Origin of the sequence: Clostridium ljungdahlii DSM 13528, from assembly GCF_000143685.1 — a bacterium.
GTDB lineage: Bacteria > Bacillota > Clostridia > Clostridiales > Clostridiaceae > Clostridium_B > Clostridium_B ljungdahlii.
In genome coordinates, this window is record NC_014328.1 from 4,274,104 (window position 1) to 4,294,492 (window position 20,389).

The following is a 20,389-nucleotide window of genomic DNA, read 5'->3' on the forward strand; positions in this document are numbered from 1 at the left end:
CCTTCGTTAAGACTTGTATACTCCTCTATATTGTTCAGGCAAAAGTTCTGCTATTTTTTTCATAAATAAATCTGATATTCTGTCTTCATATACATGTTTGTTTTCACCTTTATCTTGGGGCGGTATATCTATCTGCTTTCCTATGTTTACATTTACCTCTGCATTATGAAAACTTTCTAGAGCCATATCCTTGTCACTTATAGGTAAAAGTTTTTCAGTACCAGAGATACCAATAGGAAGAATTGCAGCCTTAGTTAGTTTCTGTATTAAAACTACCCCTCTTTTTCCTTTTGCTAAGCTCGCTGTTCTACTTCTCGTTCCCTCAGGAAACATAAGTATATTATTACCACTTTTTACGGTCTTTATAACTTTAGATATAGCATCCTTGTCCGCACTATTTGGTTTTATATTGATGGTCTTTGTAATACACATACCAAGCTGAGTTAAAGAATTTTGATTCAATTTTTTACCTGCTACAAAAGTCAGGTTTTCCGATTTAAGTACTCTACTTAATACAAGAGCATCAGAATTACTTAAATGATTGCAGATAAATATTACAGGTCTTTCCACTTCATTTAGATTTTCAATGCCTTTTACTTTTATATCTGCACATCTATTTAAGTAACCACCTAATATTTTTTTTGAAATATACGCTAGAAGTCCTTTAGGGAGATGTCCCATTAGCTTGACCATCCATGGAGAAATCATAAATAAATCCACCTTTCCTTTTATATATGGTATACTTTTTTAAATGTACCTCTCTAATATAAATTATAATTTTAAAACCTGTAAAAGTCTATCATAATAATCTCTTACATAGGTAGATCTTATGTTTTTATATTCCAAATTAATACTTTTATTTAATGTAAGCATATTTATAAGCGCATTTCTCTGAATAATATTTTTACCTCTCCATCCACAGGATGTGTTTTTGTATTTCTCTGTAAATTCTTTTTTATCCATATCTACAATTTCATTTAAATCAACTCTATTCATAAAATCAAAAGGTTTAAAATCCTGTATATTAGAAAAAGCAACCTTACTATTATACGGACATACTTTTTGGCAAGTGTCGCATCCAAATAATCTTCCTTGAAATTGTAAAAACCATTTATTATCTATATGTTTTTTTTGAGTTATATATGACATACATATATTAGAATTTTTATCTCCAAGCAAAGCGCCTGTAGGACACGATGTTTGGCATAAACTACAGCTGCCACACTTACTATCTAGTGGGATATCAGCTTCTACTTTTATATCAGTTATTATTTCTCCTAAAAAAACATAAGATCCATATTTCTCTGTAATAATCATATTGTTTTTTCCTATAAACCCTATTCCACACTGAAAAGCTATATATCTCTCAGGCAAGGAATTGCTATCTACAAAGTATACGGCTTTTCCCCCTAAACCTTTTATAAAATTACACACTTTTTGTAAATAATAACGTGCTACTATATGGTAATCTTTTCCTCTAGTATATAGAGAAAAGCTTACATTTTCCTCATCTTGCTTTTCAAATAAATAGGGAAAGGCAATGGATACTATTGTCTTTCCCCCATCCATATACACATATGGATTAACTCTATTTTCAATATTCTTTTCTTCGAATTCATTTTCAAGCAAATTTTCTTTTCTATATTTGAAACTATCTTTTAATTCGGTGAATATTCTGCATTTTGTAAATCCTACAGTATTCAATCCAATCTTATTACAGTAACTCAATATATCTTCCTTATAGTTCAAACCTTTCACCTGCTTATTATAGAAATTATATTATCATTTCATTATATATCTTTTTTCTTCTTCCTGCATAGTCTTTTATTTCTATAACAGTATTACTCTCAGCCTTAACTACTTTAGCTGGTATACCTACTACAGTGCAATTTGCTGGTATATCTTTCAAAACTACTGAATTTGCACCTACTTTTACATTATCGCCTACAACTATTGGCCCTAAAAGTTTTGCTCCACTTCCTATAAATACGTTATTCCCTACTGTAGGATGCCTTTTTCCTGTATCCTTTCCTGTTCCTCCTAAAGTCACTCCATGGTAAAGCGTTACATTATCTCCAACCTCTGCAGTTTCACCTATAACAACACCCATGCCATGATCTATAAATAATCCCTTTCCTATTTTAGCCCCTGGGTGTATTTCTATTCCAGTTAAACCCCTAGCAATTTGTGATATTAACCTAGCAATAAAGAAACATTTCTTATTATAAAAAAAATGTGCTATTCTATACTGTATCAAAGCATGAATAAAAGGATATAATATAAAAACCTCTAACGGATTCCTAGCCGCTGGATCATTTTTCATAGCATTTTTAATATCATAAGCTAATAGCTTAAATGGGTTTCTCATTGTTTTCTCCTTTCAAATTTATTGCTCAAATTTTGACTTAACATAAAAATAATGCTAAGTAATCCATTCATAATGCACAATCCACAATTAAGATGATTTTTATGTTACCATAGAAAGTTTAAAAATTTAACGTCCATCCTACTTAGTTTTTAGATTCTTCATAACCCTAGCAAATAAAAATCCACCAAAATTGTGAACTGTGAATTTATTGAATTACATACTAATCATATAATCCCATGGATAGATATTTCTCTCCTCCATCTGGTGCTACAGTTACTACTTTTTTACCTTTTCCAAGTTTTTTTGCCACTTGAATTGCTGCAGCTATATTAGCTCCTGAGGATATACCAACTAGTATTCCCTCTTCTTTTCCCATAAGTTTAGCATATTTAAAAGCATCTTCATCTGTTACAGTTATGATCTCATCTACAATTTCTGATTTGTAGATATCAGGTACAAACCCTGCTCCTATACCTTGTATTTTGTGAGCACCAGTTTTACCTCCTGATAGAACTGGTGAACCTGCTGGCTCTACTGCAACTACCTTTACATCTTTATTGTGCTTTTTCAAGTTTTCTCCTACTCCTATTGCTGTTCCACCAGTACCAACACCAGCTACGAAAGCATCTACATCTTTTAAATCCTTTAAAATTTCCTCTGCTGTAGTTTCATAATGTTTTTTAGGATTAGCAGTATTTATAAATTGTTGTGGTATATAGTACCCCTCTTTATCTTTACCAATTTCATAGGATTTCTCTATAGCTCCTTTCATGCCTTTAGCTCCATCTGTCAAAACTAATTCTGCACCATAAGCCTTTATCATATTTCTTCTCTCTACACTCATAGTTTCTGGCATTACAATTGTAACTTTATATCCTTTTAATTTTCCTATCATTGCAAGAGCTATACCCATATTACCACTAGTTGGCTCCACTATTGTGTCACCCTTTTTTAAAAGTCCTTCTCTTTCAGCTCTTTCAACCATACCAAGGGCAGCTCTGTCTTTAATACTTCCACCAGGATTAAATTTTTCAAGTTTAACATATATATCAGCTGCGTCCTCATTTTTAAAATTATCAAGTTTAAACAAAGGTGTATTACCTATCATATCTATAGCATTAGTAAATATCATTTTAATACCTCCCAAAATTTTATATAAAAATTAATATTTTAAGCATGAAATTTTACTTTGAAATTAAAAAAACTTCATCTCTATATGTTATATAGAGACGAAGTTTATACTCCGTGGTTCCACTCTAATTAGATTTTTAAAAAAATCCAACTCTTAATCGAACACAGCGCTATGTTCTATCACTATAACGGGTGAATCCGATGTAATCTACTATTAATTCGACCACATAACTCCAAAGGGCACTTCACTTAAACTTAATTTAGAAACTTTCACCAACTGTTTCTTCTCTGCAAAATTTAATTTAAGTTACTTTTCTTTTTCAAAGTATTCTTGAGTGTTTTACTATGATTTATATTTATATTATACAACTACCTAAATTTTTGTCAATAATATTTTTAATTTTATATAAAACTTTTTTGTCCTATGGTTACCATTACTGACACCACCATCTTCTATAAGGTTCAGCTGGAGAAAGTCATAACTATAAGAACTCCATCTAAACCTAAGAATCACTTGATACAGCTTTAGAAAATTTATACAAGCAAGTGTGCTGATACACGAAAAACACAGCTAAAATCTATTTTTTTCTCTTTTAAATAATACTGAGTTAAATTCTCCTCCTAAAATAGTTATTGTAGATAGAATAAAAAGCCACGTTAAAAGGATTATTACAGCTCCTATACTTCCATAAATTTTAGAATAATTTCCAAAATTATTTACATAAAAGGCAAAACCCATAGAAGCTATTACGATACCTATAGTTGAAAAAACAGCACCAGGTAATACCTTTCTCCAAGTAAGCCTTACATTTGGGGTAAAAATATACACTGCTGCAAATATTAATATAGTTCCAAAAAATATAATCACATATCGTAATATATTCCATAAAAATCCAAATCCTTCGGAAAGCCCTAACCTAAAAGCTAAAAAACTTCCAATCATTTGACCAAATACTAAAAACAATAAAGTGCATAATATTATCAACGTTACTCCTAGTGTGCATAGTATAGATATAATATATATCTTAAATATGGATCTAGTTTCTCTTTGATCATATGCTTTATTCAATCCTTTTATAACAGCATGGAATCCTCCTGATAGCGCCCATAATGTAAGAATTAAACTTAAACATAAAAGTTCAATATTTTTGCTATTAGCAGTTTTAATTACCGTATTTTCTATTAATTCCAGTGCATTTTTAGGCAATACATTACTTAAAATTAGCAATATATCATTACTACTTATATCACTATACCCTATAAGGCTTATAAAAAATACCAAAAAAGGGAAAATAGAAAATAATAAGCTATATGCAAGTTGTGAAGCCAGCGCTAATACATCATCTTGTATAAATCTAAAAATAAATTCCTTTAATTTACTAACTGCTCTTTCCTTCAAAGAAAATTCTCCTCTTTTAGGCATTTAAAAGAAAATAGACTAGTATACTGACTGGATGGCTATTTCTTTAAAAATGCCTTAAATTTAATCGTCTATACGCCTTCAGAATATTGTATATTATCCGCTATATAGACTATATATTAATATTATGCTATACTCTTATTTGTTATTATAATTTTGCCCTTTTATATAAAAAATTATAAGCAAATATGCCTAAATCTATTGAACTTATCTAGAGACACAACTATTCTTTACCCCACCTTGAAAAAAGCAGAGAACTAAAGTCTATGATTTTGCATAAATTACTTTTACAAGGTTCGGTGGAGTAATAGGATAAAATTTAACTTAATAGATATGGCATATTTTTTACATAAATTAAAATTAAAATAGAAAGAAGCGATTAAAAAGTGAAGAAACTTATTAAAAACTTCGTATTATTTTGCGGAATTTATGCAATTGCTCAAGGCTCTCACTGTACAATTGCATTAGCTGCAAATAATATGGACAAGTCTTCTAACGTATCAACTGTTACCGCTTCAACTAGTTTAGATACTAATAAAGATATTTCTAATTCAAAAACTATTGATGGTAACACTAATAGCAGCAATGATAAAAGCGCCAGTGAAAACAATACTCCAGAAAAGGCTAATTCAAATGTCAATCAAAGCACAAATTACGATACCATTGTAAAAGTTAGTATTCCTGTAAGTAAAAAGTGGAAAATAAGCTTTAACCAACCAGTAGATGTAAATTCCTTAAGTGGTAAAATAAGACTAGTTGACAATAATAATACTGAAGTTCCACTAACTTTTTCTTCAACAGATTTCGGAATGTCCGTTATTGTATCACCTACGAATGTTTGTAATCCAGACACAGACTATACTTTAACTATAAGTGGAAATATAGTATCCAGATACAACAAAACACTTAAAAATCCTACTGTAGTAGAATTTAAAACCGCACCAGTTATATCTTCTATAGATAACATAAGCGTAACTATAAATCAGCAAGATGATTACACCTTACCTACACAGGTAACTGCTAAAATGTCAAATAATACTACTACTTCTGTAAATGTATCTTGGGACAAGTCCGTAGACACGACAAGCATACCAGGTGTATATGCTTATACAGGTACTGTTGATGGATATAGTAAACCAGTGACATTAAGTTTAACTATAAAGGCATTTGAACCCGTGCCATCTATTATGAACGACTATAGAATTCAATCTCAAATTGGGACAAACCTTTATAATTATCTTATGAATTATGATAATAGACAATCTGTACTAGACAGAGCTATCGAACTTCACGGCGGAGATACAAGTAATAACTGTGTATATTATGCAAGCGAAGCTCTTAGAAGAGCTGGAATGACTGATCTTCCAGAATCTGTAGCAAATACTAATCAACTTACATCTCAGCTTCAAAGCAGAGGATGGCAAACTTCTACAGATTTATCTAAGCTTTTACCAGGAGATATATGCTTTACCATTTCTTATGGGAATGGCCCTACTCATACATATACATTCATGAAGTGGGTAGATCCAAAAAGTTTTGATTATGCGTATATTTGTGATAATCAAGGTTATGACTACAACGGTGATGCTTACCATAAGAGAAATATAGATTTTCAAACTCCAACAAAAGATGCTATATCTTATTTTATGTATTTAGCATAGAGTACAAAAAGGGACTGATACACTAATTAATTAGTGTATCAGTCCCTTGCATTTATCCGAGACTACTGTTTATTTAAAGTATCTATTCAACAATCCCTGGAAAGCAGCTCCATGTCTTGCTTCATCTTTACACATTTCATGTACTGTATCATGAATTGCATCATAGTTTAATTTTTTAGCTAAAGTAGCTAAATCCTTTTTACCTTTACAAGCACCTGTCTCCGCATCTACTCTCATCTGCAAATTTTTCTTTGTATCAGGTAATACTACTTCTCCCAATAATTCTGCAAATTTAGCTGCATGCTCTGCTTCTTCAAAAGCTATTCTCTTATATGCTTCTGCAACTTCTGGATAACCTTCTCTATCAGCTTGACGACTCATAGCAAGATACATTCCTACTTCCGAACATTCTCCAGTAAAGTTAGCTCTCAATTCTTCTAATACTTTTTCATCTACACCTTTAGCGACGCCTACTTTATGTTCATCTGCCCAACTAATTTCGCCTTCTGCCTTTTTAACAAATTTATCTGATGGTGCACCACATACAGGACATTTTTCTGGTGGATTTTCACCTTCATAAACATATCCACAAACAGCACAAACAAATTTTTTCATTTAAAATTCCTCCTTAAAGTTATTTCATATAATTTTCATTTCCCTTGACATAAATTATTATATAATATTAATTGTTGTTTTGCAATAGTTTTTATAAAATAATTTTCATTTTATATGAAATAAATACATCATAGGTACACTATAATGTATTTATTCTTACTTGATTAAAAGGTTAAATTTTAAAACCTTTAAACAAATACTTCATATATATTTTTATCCTAAATAACTCAAAAAATTTATCGGTTCTATTAATTTTTACTATCTATTTAAAAATTGTTCTAAATTAACTATTTGTTGTTCGTATATTCCAAAACCTACTTTACAATTTTTTTCATTGAAAGCTTCTACATTATAACGCAGTTTTTTACCTTCAATGGATATTAATGTTACTTTTACAACAACCTTCATATTTGCAGGTATTGGCTTTATATGTTCAACATCAATTTTAGTTCCAACAGGTCTATAATTTTTAGGTATAACATTGTCTACTATATGTAAAGTTGTATATTCCATATACTTTATCATAGCAGGCGTAGATAACATAACAACACCGTTATTTCCAATAAAATTAGCTGTATCTTCAGGTTTTACTATATACTCACTAACATATGTACTTCCAACTTTAAATAACTTGCTAAAATCCATTTGCTCAACAACTCCTTATGTAAAAATTTTATCATTTACTGCTATCTTTAGGCTGCTGCTTATTTTTCTTAAAGTAAATAGCTTTAAGCATCGGACAAAATTTTAAACTTCATCCGATGCTTATTAACAAATTTCTTAAATACTTTTCTATCCTTTAGATGAAATCATTATCAAAATAAATATTTCTAGGATAAACCTACTTTCTTTCAGCTATAGGTACAATAGGACGAACTGTACTTGTAAGTAATATAATAGCACCAAGTATAGATATTCCTGCACCTAAGTAAAGTGCACTTGTATATCCGTGAGCGTCAACCATAATTCCAGTAAGAAGTGGAGCTAATATACCTCCAATTGTAGCAAAAGTTGCATAAAGTCCAGTAATTTTACCTGCATTAGTTGAAGAGAAAATCATTGGCATTGAATAATATCCACCCATAGTAAGACATAATACTCCATTTGATATAGATATTAATGCTACTGCCGAAATAGCGCTAGAAGCCTTAGATCCTAGTATAAGCAGAACACCTGCTCCAACCATACCAAGAAGAGGAAATAACTTTCGTCCCATATTATCTCCAAACTTTTTAGCTGCTTTATCAGCTAACCATCCACCAAATGGATATGTAAAAGTTGCAACAATATAAGGCATCATTGTATAAATAGCACTTGTACCCATTGCAAATCCTCTGCCCTTAACAAAGTACGTAGGAAGCCATGTCATAAATAAGTAAAATAAATAGTTAGTACAGAAAAATGAAAGTGCACCCGTCCATACAGATGGAGTAGAAAATATATCTTTTGAACTTAAAATAGTTCTTTTTCCTGAATTTTCTGATATATTATCGTCTACTCTTATATATTGTAATTCCTCTTTACTTACACTAGGATGATCTTCTGGTTTATCTTTTCCAAACTTCCACCAAATAATTACCCAAATAGGTGCAAGAAAAGCGAAGGAGTGAAATACCATCTGCCAACTCCAAGTTTTTATAATCCATGCAGAGATAGGCATAGCAAGAGCAATTCCCATAGAAACACCCATTATACTTATTCCCCATGCTAGTCCTGATTCTTTCTTTGGTACCCATTTTGCAATAATTGTAGACATGGCCGGTAAAGAAACTCCTTCTCCCATTCCCATAACAATACGAATTACTATCATAAGACCTAAGGTTGCTCCAAATGGGGTTAAAAAAACAAATACTGACCACCATATCGCACCAAACATTACAACTTTGCCTCCACCAAATTTATCAGCTAACCATCCACCTAAAATTTGAGTACAAGCATAACCAATGAAGAAAGCTGTAGAAACCAATCCAAACTGACTTGCATTCCAATGAAAATAATTCATCATAGAGGGGCCTGCCATTGACATACATGATCTGTCCATATATAAAATCAAGTAGCATAGAGTTAAAAGTAAAACAATCTCCCACCTCTTCTTACCAACGCTTTTACCAACGCTTTCAACTTCTGAAATCATATTCATTTCTCCCTTCTATTTAATCTATTAATTAGTTTTATTTTTTCCTGTTAAACTATACCATAATTGTGGAATATTTTATCGAAATATGCTAAAATATTAACAAATACGAGTATAAATTTACAGGGAGGTACACTATGAACTTAAATCAATTATATTATTTTAAAAAATTATCTGAAATACAGCATTTTACTCAAGCTGCTAAAGAATTATATATAACCCAACCAAGTCTAAGTGAAGCCATTTCATCTTTAGAAGAAGAAATTGGTCTAGAATTATTTCATAGACAAGGTCGAAAAATCAAACTTACAAAATACGGAAAAGTTTTTTATCACTACGTGTGCAATTCTTTAAGTGAATTAGAAAAAGGGATTGAATGCTTAAAAGAATCATCTGGTATTGTTGGAGGAATTATTGATATAGGATGTATTCCTACCTTATGTGGAAATTTTTTGCCAAATATAATAAATAAGTATTTAAATACTGTAAATTCAAAAACCAAATTTAACATTTTCACTGGCATGACTTTAGATGTTATAGCTGGAATCAAGTCAGAAAAATACGATATCGGCTTCTGTTCCATTTTGGAAAATGAACCTAGCATTGAATTTATTCCAATTCTTGATCAAGAACTTGTCCTTGTTGTAAACGATAAACATCCATTGGCAAAAGAAAAAATCATTAATTTGCAAGATATTAGCGACTATCCATTGATCACATATCGACAAAGTTTGCCTATTGGTAAAACTATAATGGAACTCTTAAAACCTTATGACCTTCATGTAAGTTATGATTTTGACGATGAAATAACTATTGGTGGAATGGTATGTTCAACAAATGTGGCTGCTATTACTGCACGTACCTCTTTTTTACTCCAATTTCATAAGTTAAAAATTATAAAACTAAATACACCAAACAATACACGTACAGTATATATGGCCTATAATAAAAATAATTACCATTCTATAGCTGTGAAAATGTTTTCAGACTATATGATAAAAAAAAGCAAAAGCCATAAAATTAGGACTGCCAATTAGCATGCATTCTCTCTAAAGGGATTTTAACAATTGCTTTATCTTTTATATATGCATAAATTTCAAATCCCCTTTTACATCTAAAAGTGCATTCAAGGCATGGATCTTCATCACAGTAAACATACGCATCTTCATCTGCTAAAGCAAATACAAAAGATGTCTTTTTAGGATTTGTCACATACTTTAACTGTCCACCTGTAAATGTCCTAAGATAAATCCATTCAACACAAATAGCTTCATTCCTTATTTTCCAAAAGACCTCTACCACATTTTCATTGTACCCACCTGTAATTTTGTAATCAATAATTATATCATCTGAAACTTCTGAAGGATTTTTGGTAGAAAGTATCTCCATTTTTTCATCACAACACATTGGAGATATTCCCTTTCCCATGCTTGTTAACTGAAATACATTTCCACAATGTTTACAATGATAAAATATTAACTTGGGGCACACAACCCTTGGTTTTGTTGTTTCTCTTGATCTTCTTGGACCGAATTCTCGCCCTTCCAACTTGACTCCTCCTGTCTACTCATTCGAACTTTTAAATCCTTTGCCAATAAATTTTTTTTCACCTTTCCACTGTCAGTTCTGGGAATTTTATCTATAATCTCCAGGTGTTCCGGCCAATACCTTTTAGGGATTTTTTCCTTTTCCATGTACTCTAAAAGTTCTTCTAATTTCAGAGAATTAACTTCTTTTTTCAATACGACATAAGCACAAATTCGTTCACCAAGACGCTTATCAGGCATTCCAATAACTGCCTCATCTTTAATTAGTGGAAATTTTGAAATATACTGACTTATATGATTCGAGTTGAGATTTTCACCGCCTCTAACAATTATGTCTTTTTTTCTCCCAATGATATTAATATTGCCACTTATATCACTTACACATAAATCGCCACTATAAAACCATCCTTCATCATCCAGTACCTTATTTGTAGCTGATTTATCACCTATATATCCTACAAATACATTTGGACCTCTCGATACTTCTTCCCCTAGATTTCCAGGTAGTATCTCTTTTCTATTTTCATCTACAATTTTAACTTCTACGCCTTCCATAGCCCTTCCTGCAGTGCCAAATGTTAACTCAATATTTTCATCTGGTCTTACAAATACATGTGGAACACTTTCTGTAGATCCATAAACTTCACATAATTTTATTCCATATTCATAGGCTTGCCTTACCATTTCTTCTGGTACTACAGCTCCACCACAAAGATAAAATTTTAACGAACTAAGGTAAACTTCATCCTCTCTAATGTTTTTCAAAATATCATATATAAATGGTGTAGCTCCCATTGACCAGGTGCATTTTTCTCTATTCATAAGTTCTATTGCCTTTTTACTTTTAAACTTCTGCTGTAAAACCACTTTTGATCCAATAAGCATAGGTGCAATAATTCCATGATGAAAGCCAGTTGCATGATTTAAAGGTGCCGGCATAAACATAATATCATCTTTTGTAATGCCAAGTTCCTTATTAAAGTATTTTTCACTAAATATTATGTTATTATGAGTCAGCATGGCTCCCTTTGCACATCCAGTAGTACCGGATGTGCAAAGGATAGCTGCTACATCATTACTGTCAACCATTACCTCATCTTTTATGTTCAAGGAAAAGTATGATGATAATATATGTTTTAAAGTAATACTGTTACTTTCTTTTTCTTTAAGATTGTCAAGTAATACAATGTGTTTTAAACTTTTTACATCCTTTTTGACTGATAGAATCAATTTTTCATAATTTGTCTTATTGTACCATGTAGGGCAGAGAAAAACTTTACTTTTACATAAATTCAAAAGATATGAAACTTCCCGACCACTATAGCACATGCCAATTGGGTTAACAACAGCTCCCACCTTCATGCATGCAATACTAACAATTACAAATTCACTCCATATTGGTATTTGAAAAGAAATAACATCTAGAGGCTTTACTCCAATACTAAGAAAATAGGAAGCAACAATACCTGCTTTTTCATCCAATTGTCCATAGGTGTAACGATATCCTCTATCATCTACTACAAATTCCTTATCTCTATACTTTTTTACCGACGTATGCCAGTAATCTAAGAGTGTTTTTTTACCCCAATAGCCCATTTTTTCATACAATCTTTTTTGGCTATCATTTATTTTAATTTCATCCATCACGTCATATCTCCTTATAAAAAGAACACAATTAAAGATTTTTTACTGAACTAATTTCCTTTATAAGTGCTGGAACGACTTCAAATAGGTCTCCTACTATACAATAATCTGCTACTTCAAATATTGGTGCAGTTTCATCTCTATTAATTGCAATAATTGTATCTGAAGAGCTCATTCCAGCTAAATGCTGTACAGCACCTGAAATTCCACATGCAATATATACTTTTGGAGAAACTGTTTTACCTGTCTGCCCTACCTGCTTTGTCTGTGGAATCCATCCAGAATCTACAGCAGCTCTTGATGCTCCAATTGTTCCACCAAGTAAATCTGCAAGTTGTTGTAACATCTTAAAGTTTTCTCCATTTTTCATTCCTCTGCCGCCAGATACTATATACTCTGCCTCTTCAAGTTTGACTCCAGAATCTTCTTGGGCTTTAATAAAATCAACTACTTTTGTTAAAATAGAATCTTTGTCTATATTAATAGTCTCTTTAATAATTTCTGGACGGTTATTTTCATTTTCTTGTGGTTTCTTAAAGGCACCAGGCCTTACAGTTCCCATCTGTGGTCTAGTATCACTGCAAAGTATCTGTGCATAGAGATTGCCTCCAAAAGCAGGTCTTTCCCATACAACATTTCCAGTATCCTCTTCTACACTTAAAGCAGTACAGTCTGCAGTAAGACCTGTTCTTAAGCTAACTGCAATTTTAGAACCAAGTTCTCTGCCCCTTATAGTGGCACCTATTAAAATGGTATTTGGGTTATACTTGTGACAGAGTTTTAAAAATGCATCTCCATATACATCTGAAGAATAATTTTTATATTCTTCTCCCTGCACAACATAAACTTTATCTGCTCCATGACTGCCTGCACCCTTAACTGCATCTTCTACGTCACTGCCTATTACTACGGCACATAATTTCTGCTTTAGGCTATCTGCTAAAATTCTACCTTGTCCCAGCAGTTCAAAACCAACGTTCTTTGGTTGTCCCTGAAAGCATTCTATAAATACCCATACGTCTTTATATTCATCGAAATTCATAACCAAAGCCTCCCCTTAAACTAATTTTGCTTCTAATAGCTTGCCAACTAACTCTTTTGCTGTTTTTTCAGGATTTACAACTTTCATTACCTCACCACTTGCCTGACGTTTTGGTGTAAAAGTTGCTTTTACTCTTGTTGGTGAACCTTTAAGACCTATTTTGGTAGTATCTATATCCTTAATATCATCTAAGTGAATTTCTCCTATTTCTGCTTTTAAAGAGTCAATTTTTCCCTTAATAGTTGCATATCTTGGTTTATTGCTTTCTTTTGTCAAAGTACATAAAACAGGAAGTTTTGTTTCAACTATTTCAGCCCCTTCTTCTACTTGACGCTTTACTACACACTTTTGACCTTCCATTTTAATATCAAGCACATAACTTAATCTGGAAATCTTCAAATGTTCTGCAATACTTGAACCTGTCTGTCCTGTATCTCCATCAATTGCCTGTTTACCTACAAGTACAAAATCAAATGGCCCTAGTTTTTCAATTGCTTTTGATAAAATATAACTAGTTGCATAGGTATCAGATCCTCCAAAAGCTCTGTCTGTAACTAAGTACGCTTTATCTGCACCCATGGAAAGAGCTTCCCTTAAAACTTCTTTTGCGTTATCAGGTCCCATGGAAATTGCAGTTACAGTAGCTCCATATTGATCTTTTAAACGAAGTGCCTGCTCTAATGCATTTTTGTCAAATGGATTTAGAATACTTGGAACGCCTTTTCGAATTAATGTATTTTTAACTGGATCAATTTTAATTTCTGTTGTATCAGGAACCTGTTTTATACAAACAACGATGTTCATTTCTCTTCCCCCCTACTTATATTCCTTTTCTAATGCACCGGCTATTGTCATTCTTTGAATCTGATTAGCTCCTTCAAAAATCTGGAACACCTTGCAATCTCTCATAAGCTTCTCAACTGGATATTCTTTGCTGTATCCATATCCACCGAAAATTTGAACTGCATTTGACGTAACTTCCTGTGCACAATCAGATACGAATGCTTTAGTAATGGCACCTTCTTTACGAACAAGATTTCCATTATCCATTAACTTCATAGTATTGTTTACAAGTGCTCTGGAAGCTTCTATCTTTATTGCCATATCTGCAAGCATCTGTTGTACCATTTGAAATTTAATTATAGGCTTGCCAAACTGCTTTCTTTCTTTTGCATACTTTACAGATTCATCCAAAGCCCTCTGCATAATACCTACTGCTAACGTAGCAACAAAGGCTCTAGATAAGTTAAGAGAATTTAATGCAAGTTTAAATCCTGATCCTTCCTCTCCAAGCATATTAGAAGCTGGAACTCTTACATTTTCAAAAGTAACATCTGTAGTATTTGATAAACGAAGACCCATTTTGTCTTCATGTTTTCCAATAGTAATTCCTAGTGTATTTGCATCTACTATAAAAGCTGAAATACCTTTATTGCCTGCTTCAGGGTTTGTTTTAAAAATTCCTACAAACACAGAAGCAAGTGCACCATTAGTGATAAACGTTTTTGTTGCGTTCAATATATATTCATCACCATCTTTTACAGCTGTTCCTCTCATTCCTGCAGGATCAGAACCTGCATTTGGCTCTGTAAGAGCGAAACCCGCAAAATTTCCTTTTCCAATTATATCTGCAAAATATTTGCCCTGCTCTTTGGTACCAGAAAGAATTACATTTCTCAAAGCAACAAATGTAGTAACAAGTGTAATTGCATATCCTGCATCTATCTTTGCAAGCTCTTCAAAAATCATGGCTGTAGTTTCGTAGCTCAGTCCTGTTCCACCATATTCTTCTGGAATCTCAAGCATATGAAGTCCCATATCAAAAGCATACTTAAACAATTCTCTTGGACATTCGCCTTTTTCATCCAGCTCCTGAACATGTGGTTTGATTTCATTTTCTGCCATTTCTTTTACAAGAGCAATTAATTCTTTTTGTTCCTTTGTATATAATAAGCTCATTAATTTTAACCCTCCCCATTATTTTTTAAGCAGTTTCAATCCAGCTACAGCTCCTTCGTTTATGTATTCTTCAACCTCACTGCTGCTGTAACCTAATTCTTTCATGATTTGCTCTGTATGTGCACCTTGAGGTTTACAAGTTTTTATTATAGGTTCTGACATAGAACCAAATAAAATTGGATTAGTAGGAACCATTCTTTTTCCTGAAGGGTAATCTACTTTAGTTAAAATATTGTTTGCCCAAACCTGCTCATCTTTATAAACATCCAAAGGCTCATTTGCTGCTTCACACGGCAGTTCATTGTCTTCAAGTATTTTAAGCAAATCATCCCTATTAATCTTGGAAATAGCCTCATCAAGTATATCTACTACTTCATGATTTAGCTTATCTGAATTTATCTTTGCACAATTATTGTATTTTTTATTTCCTACCATATGTTTAACATCTAATAAATTCATAATTTTATCGTAATCTCTATCATATTCAGGACAGCACATTACAACCCACTTATTATCTTTAGTGCGATAACAATTATTAAATGGATTTGGAACTTCTTTTCGACTCTTTGGATATTCATTTCCATATTGTGCTGAAATCATAGCAACACTTAACATAAATGATGCAGCATGCTGAAGACTTACAGTTATCTTATCTCCTTTTCCTGTCCTTTCTCTGTTAAACAAAGCTCCGCATATACCAGATAAAAGACATATTGAAACCTGAAAATCTCCATATCCATTAGGTGGATTCATTGGCGAACCACCTTTATCTACTGTTGTACCTAGGACACCTCCCCTTGCCATATAGCAAGTAGCATCAAAACCCGGCCTATCCTTTGCAGGTCCTTTTTCTCCATATCCTAAAACCTGTGCAAAAATAAGTTTTGGGAATTTTTCTTTCAAGGTATCATAATCCATACCTAATTTTACAAGTGATTTTGTTCTTGTATTTGTAATAAATACATCTGCCTCTTCTAATAATTTATAAGCAACTTCCCGTCCATGTTCTGTCTTCAAATTTATAGTGATAAATCTCTTATCCATATTTGCTACATCAAACGGCAAATTTTCTTCATCACTAAAAGGCATATTAAATACTGAACCCTGTCCTCTTGCTGGATCTCCTTTGGGGGCTTCGATTTTAATTAAGTCAGCGCCCCATTCTCCCATAATCCTAGCAGTAGTAGGAGCTGCTAAATATGTGGTTAAATCTACCACCTTAATCCCTTTTAAAGGTTCCATTTTTATCCTCCTGTTTCTATATTTTATTTATAGCCTTTTGAAAACTTCAAAAGGCTATAATATAAAATAGTAAATATTTCAAGTAAAAAATTATTCTTCTTCAGTATTGCCTCCATTAGCAATAAGTTTTCTTGAAGCTGTTAATCTTTGAACAGTTCTAGGGCCTTCCTCTAACCACATTGCACGACAATCACGATATAATCTTTCAACTGGACCATATTCGCATTCTTCAAAGTATCCAATTCCTCCAAATATCTCTAACATATAATCAGATACTAACTTAACAGTATTGATACTATGAAGTTTACACATAGCTGCTTTCATCTCAATTTCCTTACCAGCTTCATAATCTTTTGCAAAATCGTAAACCATTAATCTAAGTGCATGTATTTCAGTTCCCATATCAGCAATTGTCTGTTGAATTGCTTGTCTCTTAACAAGTGGTTTTCCAAATGTTACTCTGTCTTTTGCTCTCTTAATTGTCATCTCTAACATTCTCTGAGACATACCAAGATTACTTACTGCAATATGAGCTCTAGATACGGATAAAGAATGCATTGCAATCTTTAAGCCTTCGCCTTCTTTACCAAGTAAGTATTTCTTGTCAAGCTTCATGTTAGTGAATTTTAATCCTGCATGTCCAGCTCCACGGCAACCCATCATATGAGGCATTGGAACGATTTCATAACCAGGTGTATTAACTGGTACAAAGAATGCAGATAATCTCTTATCCTTTGGAGCATCTGGGTCAGTGACAGCGATTACATATGCAAACTCACAGCAGTCAGTATGGGAAATTAATGTTTTTTCACCATTCATGATGTAATAGTCTCCATCTTTCACAGCTCTTGTATGTAAATCTGCTCCTGTACCACCTGTTTCTTCAGTTAATGCAAAGCATGTGAAGATTGTTTTATCCTGAAATTTATCCATATATTCATCTTTTAATTCTTTACTTCCAAAGTCATCAAGAATTCTCCAGTTTAAATCCATTGCATAATGAAGATGCATACGCATTCCGCCTGGTCCTCTACTGAACTCTTCTTGTACCTGTAAAATCTGTGTCTCACTTAATCCCCATCCACCATATTGTTCTGGCAATGCGCATCTGTATAAATTGTTTTCAATTGATAAGTCAAAAAACTTCTGAGGAAATTTATTAGTAACCTCAACTTCTTTTTGTATTTCTTCAAAAGGTCCTTCAGCTAAAGCCCTAATTTGTTTCAGATAATCCTGAAATTCTTTTTCATTTAATTTTGACATTTTATTTCCCCCTTGTGTATTTTATAACAATCTTTATGTTTTCATTATACTTAAATCTAAAATATATTACCAATAGTTACCACCAATGTTATCGTTATCTTTTATAGTTATTGCCTATACATAATACAGTAATTCTATAGATAAAATTTAAGGGAATTGTCTTATACAAAGGGTTGAGATACAATAATAAGGATTTGAATGAAATGCTTTACTAAAATATTTAGCTAGAAATTTAAAATTTTTTGAAAATAAGATATTTTCAATTTTTATGTATAAAAAAGAAGAAAGCTATTGTTAATAAAAAGATTTTTATTAACAATAGCTTAGTGAAAATTCTTAAAATTTTCTTATTTCATCTAATATACTATTTTCTACTTTATTACAATCTGGAACATAGCTTTTAAGCAACTTCATGTTACCTTTTAATCTATATTCTCCAAGAGAAGCTGGAATAAGCACACTGTCTCCTTTAAATATATCTTCAAAACCGCCGCTATAAACTATCTTGCCCTTGCCATCAACACAGGTAAATATATAAAACCTTTCTCTATCACTTTTTTCTACTGCTTCAATTTGAATATCATATAATTCCAGAGAAATTTCTGTTGATAAACAAAGATAAGTTTTTTTATAGCCATCCTTTTTTATACTAATACCTCTGCTCCTATTTCCTTTTAATTTTAGATTTACTACGTCTAAGGCTTTATTAATATGTAACTTCCTTCCCCTTCCATAGTCATATACTCTGTAAGTTATATCACTATTTTGTTGAATTTCTGCCAATATAACTCCTTCACATATTGCATGTACAAGACCGCTTTTTATAAAATACACATCACCTTTTTTAACAGGAATTCTGTTCATATACTTTTCCAAGTTTCCATTGTTTATAGCCTTTTTAAATTCGTCTATGCTGCATCCATCTTTAGTTCCAACTATCAAACTTGCCCCCTCAAATGCTTCAATAACATACCATACCTCTGTTTTTCCTGAATCATTTTCTACTTCTTTCGCATAGATATCATCTGGATGAACTTGTATTGAAAGTTTCTCCCTAGCATTTATTAGCTTTACAAGAAGGGGAAATCTATTACCTTTAATTTTTGTTCCCAATAGCTTATCTCCTTGAGCCTTAACAAGATCATCAAATCTAGTTCCTTTGAATTCCCCATTCTTTACTATGCCCATACCATTTTTATGACAGGCTATATCCCAGCTTTCTCCTATCTTACCTTCTGGAAGGTTACTCCTGAAAAGTTCTAAATCTCTACCTCCCCAAATTTTATCATAGTATAAGTTTTCAAATTTTATTGGATACACACCAAACATCTCCTTATATTCCAAACTTATACTTATATTATAAATCAATTTTAGATAAAATTTACATAAATGAAAAAAGTTTAATTCTAGATTAATAAATTACTTTTTTACAATATGGTAGTTTAATATATCAGTATATTGCATTAAAGTAACTTATTTATCCGATGACTACCTGCTCTAATACTCCCACGCACTCTGTGAAAGCGACTATCACCAAATCAAAGATTTGGGATATCTGCTTTTCTCCAAATGGGAGTAAAGAGCAGTTACGTCCCTGGATAACGATTTTCCCTAAAGGATAACGCCTTCTAAGTGCTGAAGCACTAAGAAGCCTGTTAATAAGCATCAGGTGGAGTCAAAACTCCATCTGATGCCAAGAACTCTGTTTATCCTCATTCACTTTTTATAACTTCTATCATAAAATACTACTATAATTTATATTTTGGAGAGTTGAAAATGAAACATTATATGTGTCCCTTTACTCGCTGTGGTATGAACTTTCCTAACAATGTTTCTCAGATGGACTTGAATTTAGATGAATACACTTATCCAGACAACTTCAATTCTGCACTAAAGTTAATAGAAGAAGCTATCTCTGGAGAAAGAGAAGATGAACTTTTTTACGACTATTTAATAAAAAATGCTCCTGAAAATGAATCTAAAAAAATTATATCTGGTATCAGGGACAATGAAAAAAAGCATAACAAAATGTTTAGATTTATTTACTATGAATTAACGGGAAATATGATTCCTTCTCCTGAAAATGTAGAGTTTAATACTCCCGATTCTTTCTGCAGCGGCATTAAACGTGCCTTAAATGGAGAACTAAATGCAGTTGTAAAATATAGAAAAATATTATTTGCACTTAATAACAGAAAACACATAAACATGCTTATTGAAATAATAACAGATGAATTAAGACATGCTAGTCTATATAACTTTATATATACATCAAACTGTTCTAAGGAACAATTCTAACTTAACTACTATGTATATGTAAATTTTTTTCATTGATTTGTAACTATATAACTCACAATAACATA

19 protein-coding genes and 1 other annotated feature are annotated in these 20,389 nt (G+C 32.1%); of the genes, 3 read left to right on the plus strand and 16 right to left on the minus strand.

Translation table 11 applies throughout. The annotated features are described in order from the left end of the window. Nucleotides 1-6: 6 nt before the first annotated feature. From CLJU_RS19340 to CLJU_RS19360, 5 genes are all read right to left on the minus strand, one after another. Nucleotides 7-708 (minus strand): lysophospholipid acyltransferase family protein, encoded by a 702-nt coding sequence (locus CLJU_RS19340; RefSeq protein ID WP_013240525.1) that lies wholly within the window; start codon nt 706-708, stop codon nt 7-9. Nucleotides 709-771: 63 nt separating this feature from the next. Next, nucleotides 772-1,749 (minus strand): tRNA epoxyqueuosine(34) reductase QueG, encoded by a 978-nt coding sequence (queG, locus tag CLJU_RS19345; protein WP_013240526.1) that lies wholly within the window; start codon nt 1,747-1,749, stop codon nt 772-774. 25 nt (nt 1,750-1,774) lie between these two features. Then, nucleotides 1,775-2,368: a serine O-acetyltransferase EpsC gene (gene epsC, locus CLJU_RS19350; protein ID WP_013240527.1), complete on the minus strand. Its 594-nt coding sequence runs from the start codon at nt 2,366-2,368 to the stop codon at nt 1,775-1,777. 220 nt (nt 2,369-2,588) lie between these two features. Then, nucleotides 2,589-3,500, minus strand: coding sequence for a cysteine synthase A (cysK, locus tag CLJU_RS19355; RefSeq protein WP_013240528.1), 912 nt, complete (start codon nt 3,498-3,500; stop codon nt 2,589-2,591). Nucleotides 3,501-3,590: 90 nt separating this feature from the next. Then, nucleotides 3,591-3,832, minus strand: a binding site (T-box leader). Between the two features lie 238 nt (nt 3,833-4,070). Next, nucleotides 4,071-4,922, minus strand: a complete 852-nt coding sequence (locus tag CLJU_RS19360; RefSeq protein ID WP_029702413.1) for a YihY/virulence factor BrkB family protein — start codon at nt 4,920-4,922, stop codon at nt 4,071-4,073. A 383-nt stretch (nt 4,923-5,305) separates the two neighbouring features. On the opposite strand from CLJU_RS19360, the gene CLJU_RS19365 reads away from it, so the two are divergent. Continuing rightward, the gene (locus CLJU_RS19365; RefSeq protein ID WP_013240530.1) at nt 5,306-6,580 is read left to right on the plus strand and encodes an Ig-like domain-containing protein; all 1,275 of its coding nucleotides are present in this window, start codon (nt 5,306-5,308) and stop codon (nt 6,578-6,580) included. Nucleotides 6,581-6,649: 69 nt separating this feature from the next. On the opposite strand, the gene CLJU_RS19370 is transcribed toward CLJU_RS19365, so the two are convergent. The 3 genes from CLJU_RS19370 to CLJU_RS19380 form a co-directional block, all read right to left on the minus strand. Further along, nucleotides 6,650-7,195, minus strand: a complete 546-nt coding sequence (locus CLJU_RS19370; protein WP_013240531.1) for an NADH peroxidase — start codon at nt 7,193-7,195, stop codon at nt 6,650-6,652. 258 nt (nt 7,196-7,453) lie between these two features. Continuing rightward, nucleotides 7,454-7,840, minus strand: a complete 387-nt coding sequence (locus CLJU_RS19375) for a thioesterase family protein (RefSeq protein WP_013240532.1) — start codon at nt 7,838-7,840, stop codon at nt 7,454-7,456. Between the two features lie 196 nt (nt 7,841-8,036). Then, a complete protein-coding gene (locus tag CLJU_RS19380; RefSeq protein WP_013240533.1) occupies nt 8,037-9,329 on the minus strand; it encodes an MFS transporter in 1,293 nt (430 codons plus the stop codon). A gap of 137 nt (nt 9,330-9,466) precedes the next feature. Here CLJU_RS19380 and CLJU_RS19385 point away from each other — a divergent pair, with 137 nt between their 5' ends. Then, entirely contained in the window at nt 9,467-10,366 is a 900-nt protein-coding gene (locus tag CLJU_RS19385; protein WP_013240534.1) for a LysR family transcriptional regulator, read from the plus strand. On the opposite strand, the gene CLJU_RS19390 is transcribed toward CLJU_RS19385, so the two are convergent. The 8 genes from CLJU_RS19390 to CLJU_RS19425 form a co-directional block, all read right to left on the minus strand. After that, nucleotides 10,350-10,877, minus strand: coding sequence for a hypothetical protein (locus tag CLJU_RS19390; RefSeq protein ID WP_013240535.1), 528 nt, complete (start codon nt 10,875-10,877; stop codon nt 10,350-10,352). The genes CLJU_RS19385 and CLJU_RS19390 overlap by 17 nt on opposite strands. After that, nucleotides 10,805-12,520: a medium-chain fatty-acid--CoA ligase gene (fadK, locus tag CLJU_RS19395; RefSeq protein WP_013240536.1), complete on the minus strand. Its 1,716-nt coding sequence runs from the start codon at nt 12,518-12,520 to the stop codon at nt 10,805-10,807. Before fadK ends, CLJU_RS19390 begins: the two co-directional genes overlap by 73 nt. Nucleotides 12,521-12,551: 31 nt before the next feature. Beyond that, complete coding sequence (locus CLJU_RS19400) at nt 12,552-13,562, minus strand: electron transfer flavoprotein subunit alpha/FixB family protein (protein ID WP_013240537.1); 1,011 nt, start codon at nt 13,560-13,562, stop codon at nt 12,552-12,554. Between the two features lie 15 nt (nt 13,563-13,577). Further along, the gene (locus CLJU_RS19405; RefSeq protein ID WP_013240538.1) at nt 13,578-14,366 is read right to left on the minus strand and encodes an electron transfer flavoprotein subunit beta/FixA family protein; all 789 of its coding nucleotides are present in this window, start codon (nt 14,364-14,366) and stop codon (nt 13,578-13,580) included. A gap of 12 nt (nt 14,367-14,378) precedes the next feature. Further along, nucleotides 14,379-15,521, minus strand: a complete 1,143-nt coding sequence (locus CLJU_RS19410; protein WP_013240539.1) for an acyl-CoA dehydrogenase family protein — start codon at nt 15,519-15,521, stop codon at nt 14,379-14,381. 18 nt (nt 15,522-15,539) lie between these two features. Further along, on the minus strand, nt 15,540-16,763 hold the full coding sequence (locus tag CLJU_RS19415) for a CaiB/BaiF CoA transferase family protein (protein ID WP_013240540.1): 1,224 nt from the start codon (nt 16,761-16,763) through the stop codon (nt 15,540-15,542). A gap of 90 nt (nt 16,764-16,853) precedes the next feature. Further along, nucleotides 16,854-18,026 (minus strand): acyl-CoA dehydrogenase family protein, encoded by a 1,173-nt coding sequence (locus tag CLJU_RS19420; RefSeq protein WP_013240541.1) that lies wholly within the window; start codon nt 18,024-18,026, stop codon nt 16,854-16,856. Between the two features lie 336 nt (nt 18,027-18,362). After that, a complete protein-coding gene (locus tag CLJU_RS19425; protein WP_013240542.1) occupies nt 18,363-19,346 on the minus strand; it encodes a type I phosphomannose isomerase catalytic subunit in 984 nt (327 codons plus the stop codon). 456 nt (nt 19,347-19,802) lie between these two features. On the opposite strand from CLJU_RS19425, the gene CLJU_RS19430 reads away from it, so the two are divergent. After that, nucleotides 19,803-20,324: a ferritin family protein gene (locus CLJU_RS19430; RefSeq protein ID WP_013240543.1), complete on the plus strand. Its 522-nt coding sequence runs from the start codon at nt 19,803-19,805 to the stop codon at nt 20,322-20,324. Nucleotides 20,325-20,389: the final 65 nt, after the last annotated feature.

Bases quoted from the DNA above. Each gene is read 5' to 3' on its own strand.
- CLJU_RS19340 (WP_013240525.1), bottom strand. From the start codon at position 708: ATGATTTCTCCATGGATGGTCAAGCTAATGGGACATCTCCCTAAAGGA.
- epsC (WP_013240527.1), bottom strand. From the start codon at position 2,368: ATGAGAAACCCATTTAAGCTATTAGCTTATGATATTAAAAATGCTATG.
- cysK (WP_013240528.1), bottom strand. From the start codon at position 3,500: ATGATATTTACTAATGCTATAGATATGATAGGTAATACACCTTTGTTT.
- CLJU_RS19360 (WP_029702413.1), bottom strand. From the start codon at position 4,922: ATGCCTAAAAGAGGAGAATTTTCTTTGAAGGAAAGAGCAGTTAGTAAA.
- CLJU_RS19370 (WP_013240531.1), bottom strand. From the start codon at position 7,195: ATGAAAAAATTTGTTTGTGCTGTTTGTGGATATGTTTATGAAGGTGAA.
- CLJU_RS19375 (WP_013240532.1), bottom strand. From the start codon at position 7,840: ATGGATTTTAGCAAGTTATTTAAAGTTGGAAGTACATATGTTAGTGAG.
- CLJU_RS19380 (WP_013240533.1), bottom strand. From the start codon at position 9,329: ATGATTTCAGAAGTTGAAAGCGTTGGTAAAAGCGTTGGTAAGAAGAGG.
- CLJU_RS19385 (WP_013240534.1), top strand. From the start codon at position 9,467: ATGAACTTAAATCAATTATATTATTTTAAAAAATTATCTGAAATACAG.
- fadK (WP_013240536.1), bottom strand. From the start codon at position 12,520: ATGGATGAAATTAAAATAAATGATAGCCAAAAAAGATTGTATGAAAAA.
- CLJU_RS19400 (WP_013240537.1), bottom strand. From the start codon at position 13,562: ATGAATTTCGATGAATATAAAGACGTATGGGTATTTATAGAATGCTTT.
- CLJU_RS19405 (WP_013240538.1), bottom strand. From the start codon at position 14,366: ATGAACATCGTTGTTTGTATAAAACAGGTTCCTGATACAACAGAAATT.
- CLJU_RS19410 (WP_013240539.1), bottom strand. From the start codon at position 15,521: ATGAGCTTATTATATACAAAGGAACAAAAAGAATTAATTGCTCTTGTA.
- CLJU_RS19415 (WP_013240540.1), bottom strand. From the start codon at position 16,763: ATGGAACCTTTAAAAGGGATTAAGGTGGTAGATTTAACCACATATTTA.
- CLJU_RS19420 (WP_013240541.1), bottom strand. From the start codon at position 18,026: ATGTCAAAATTAAATGAAAAAGAATTTCAGGATTATCTGAAACAAATT.
- CLJU_RS19430 (WP_013240543.1), top strand. From the start codon at position 19,803: ATGAAACATTATATGTGTCCCTTTACTCGCTGTGGTATGAACTTTCCT.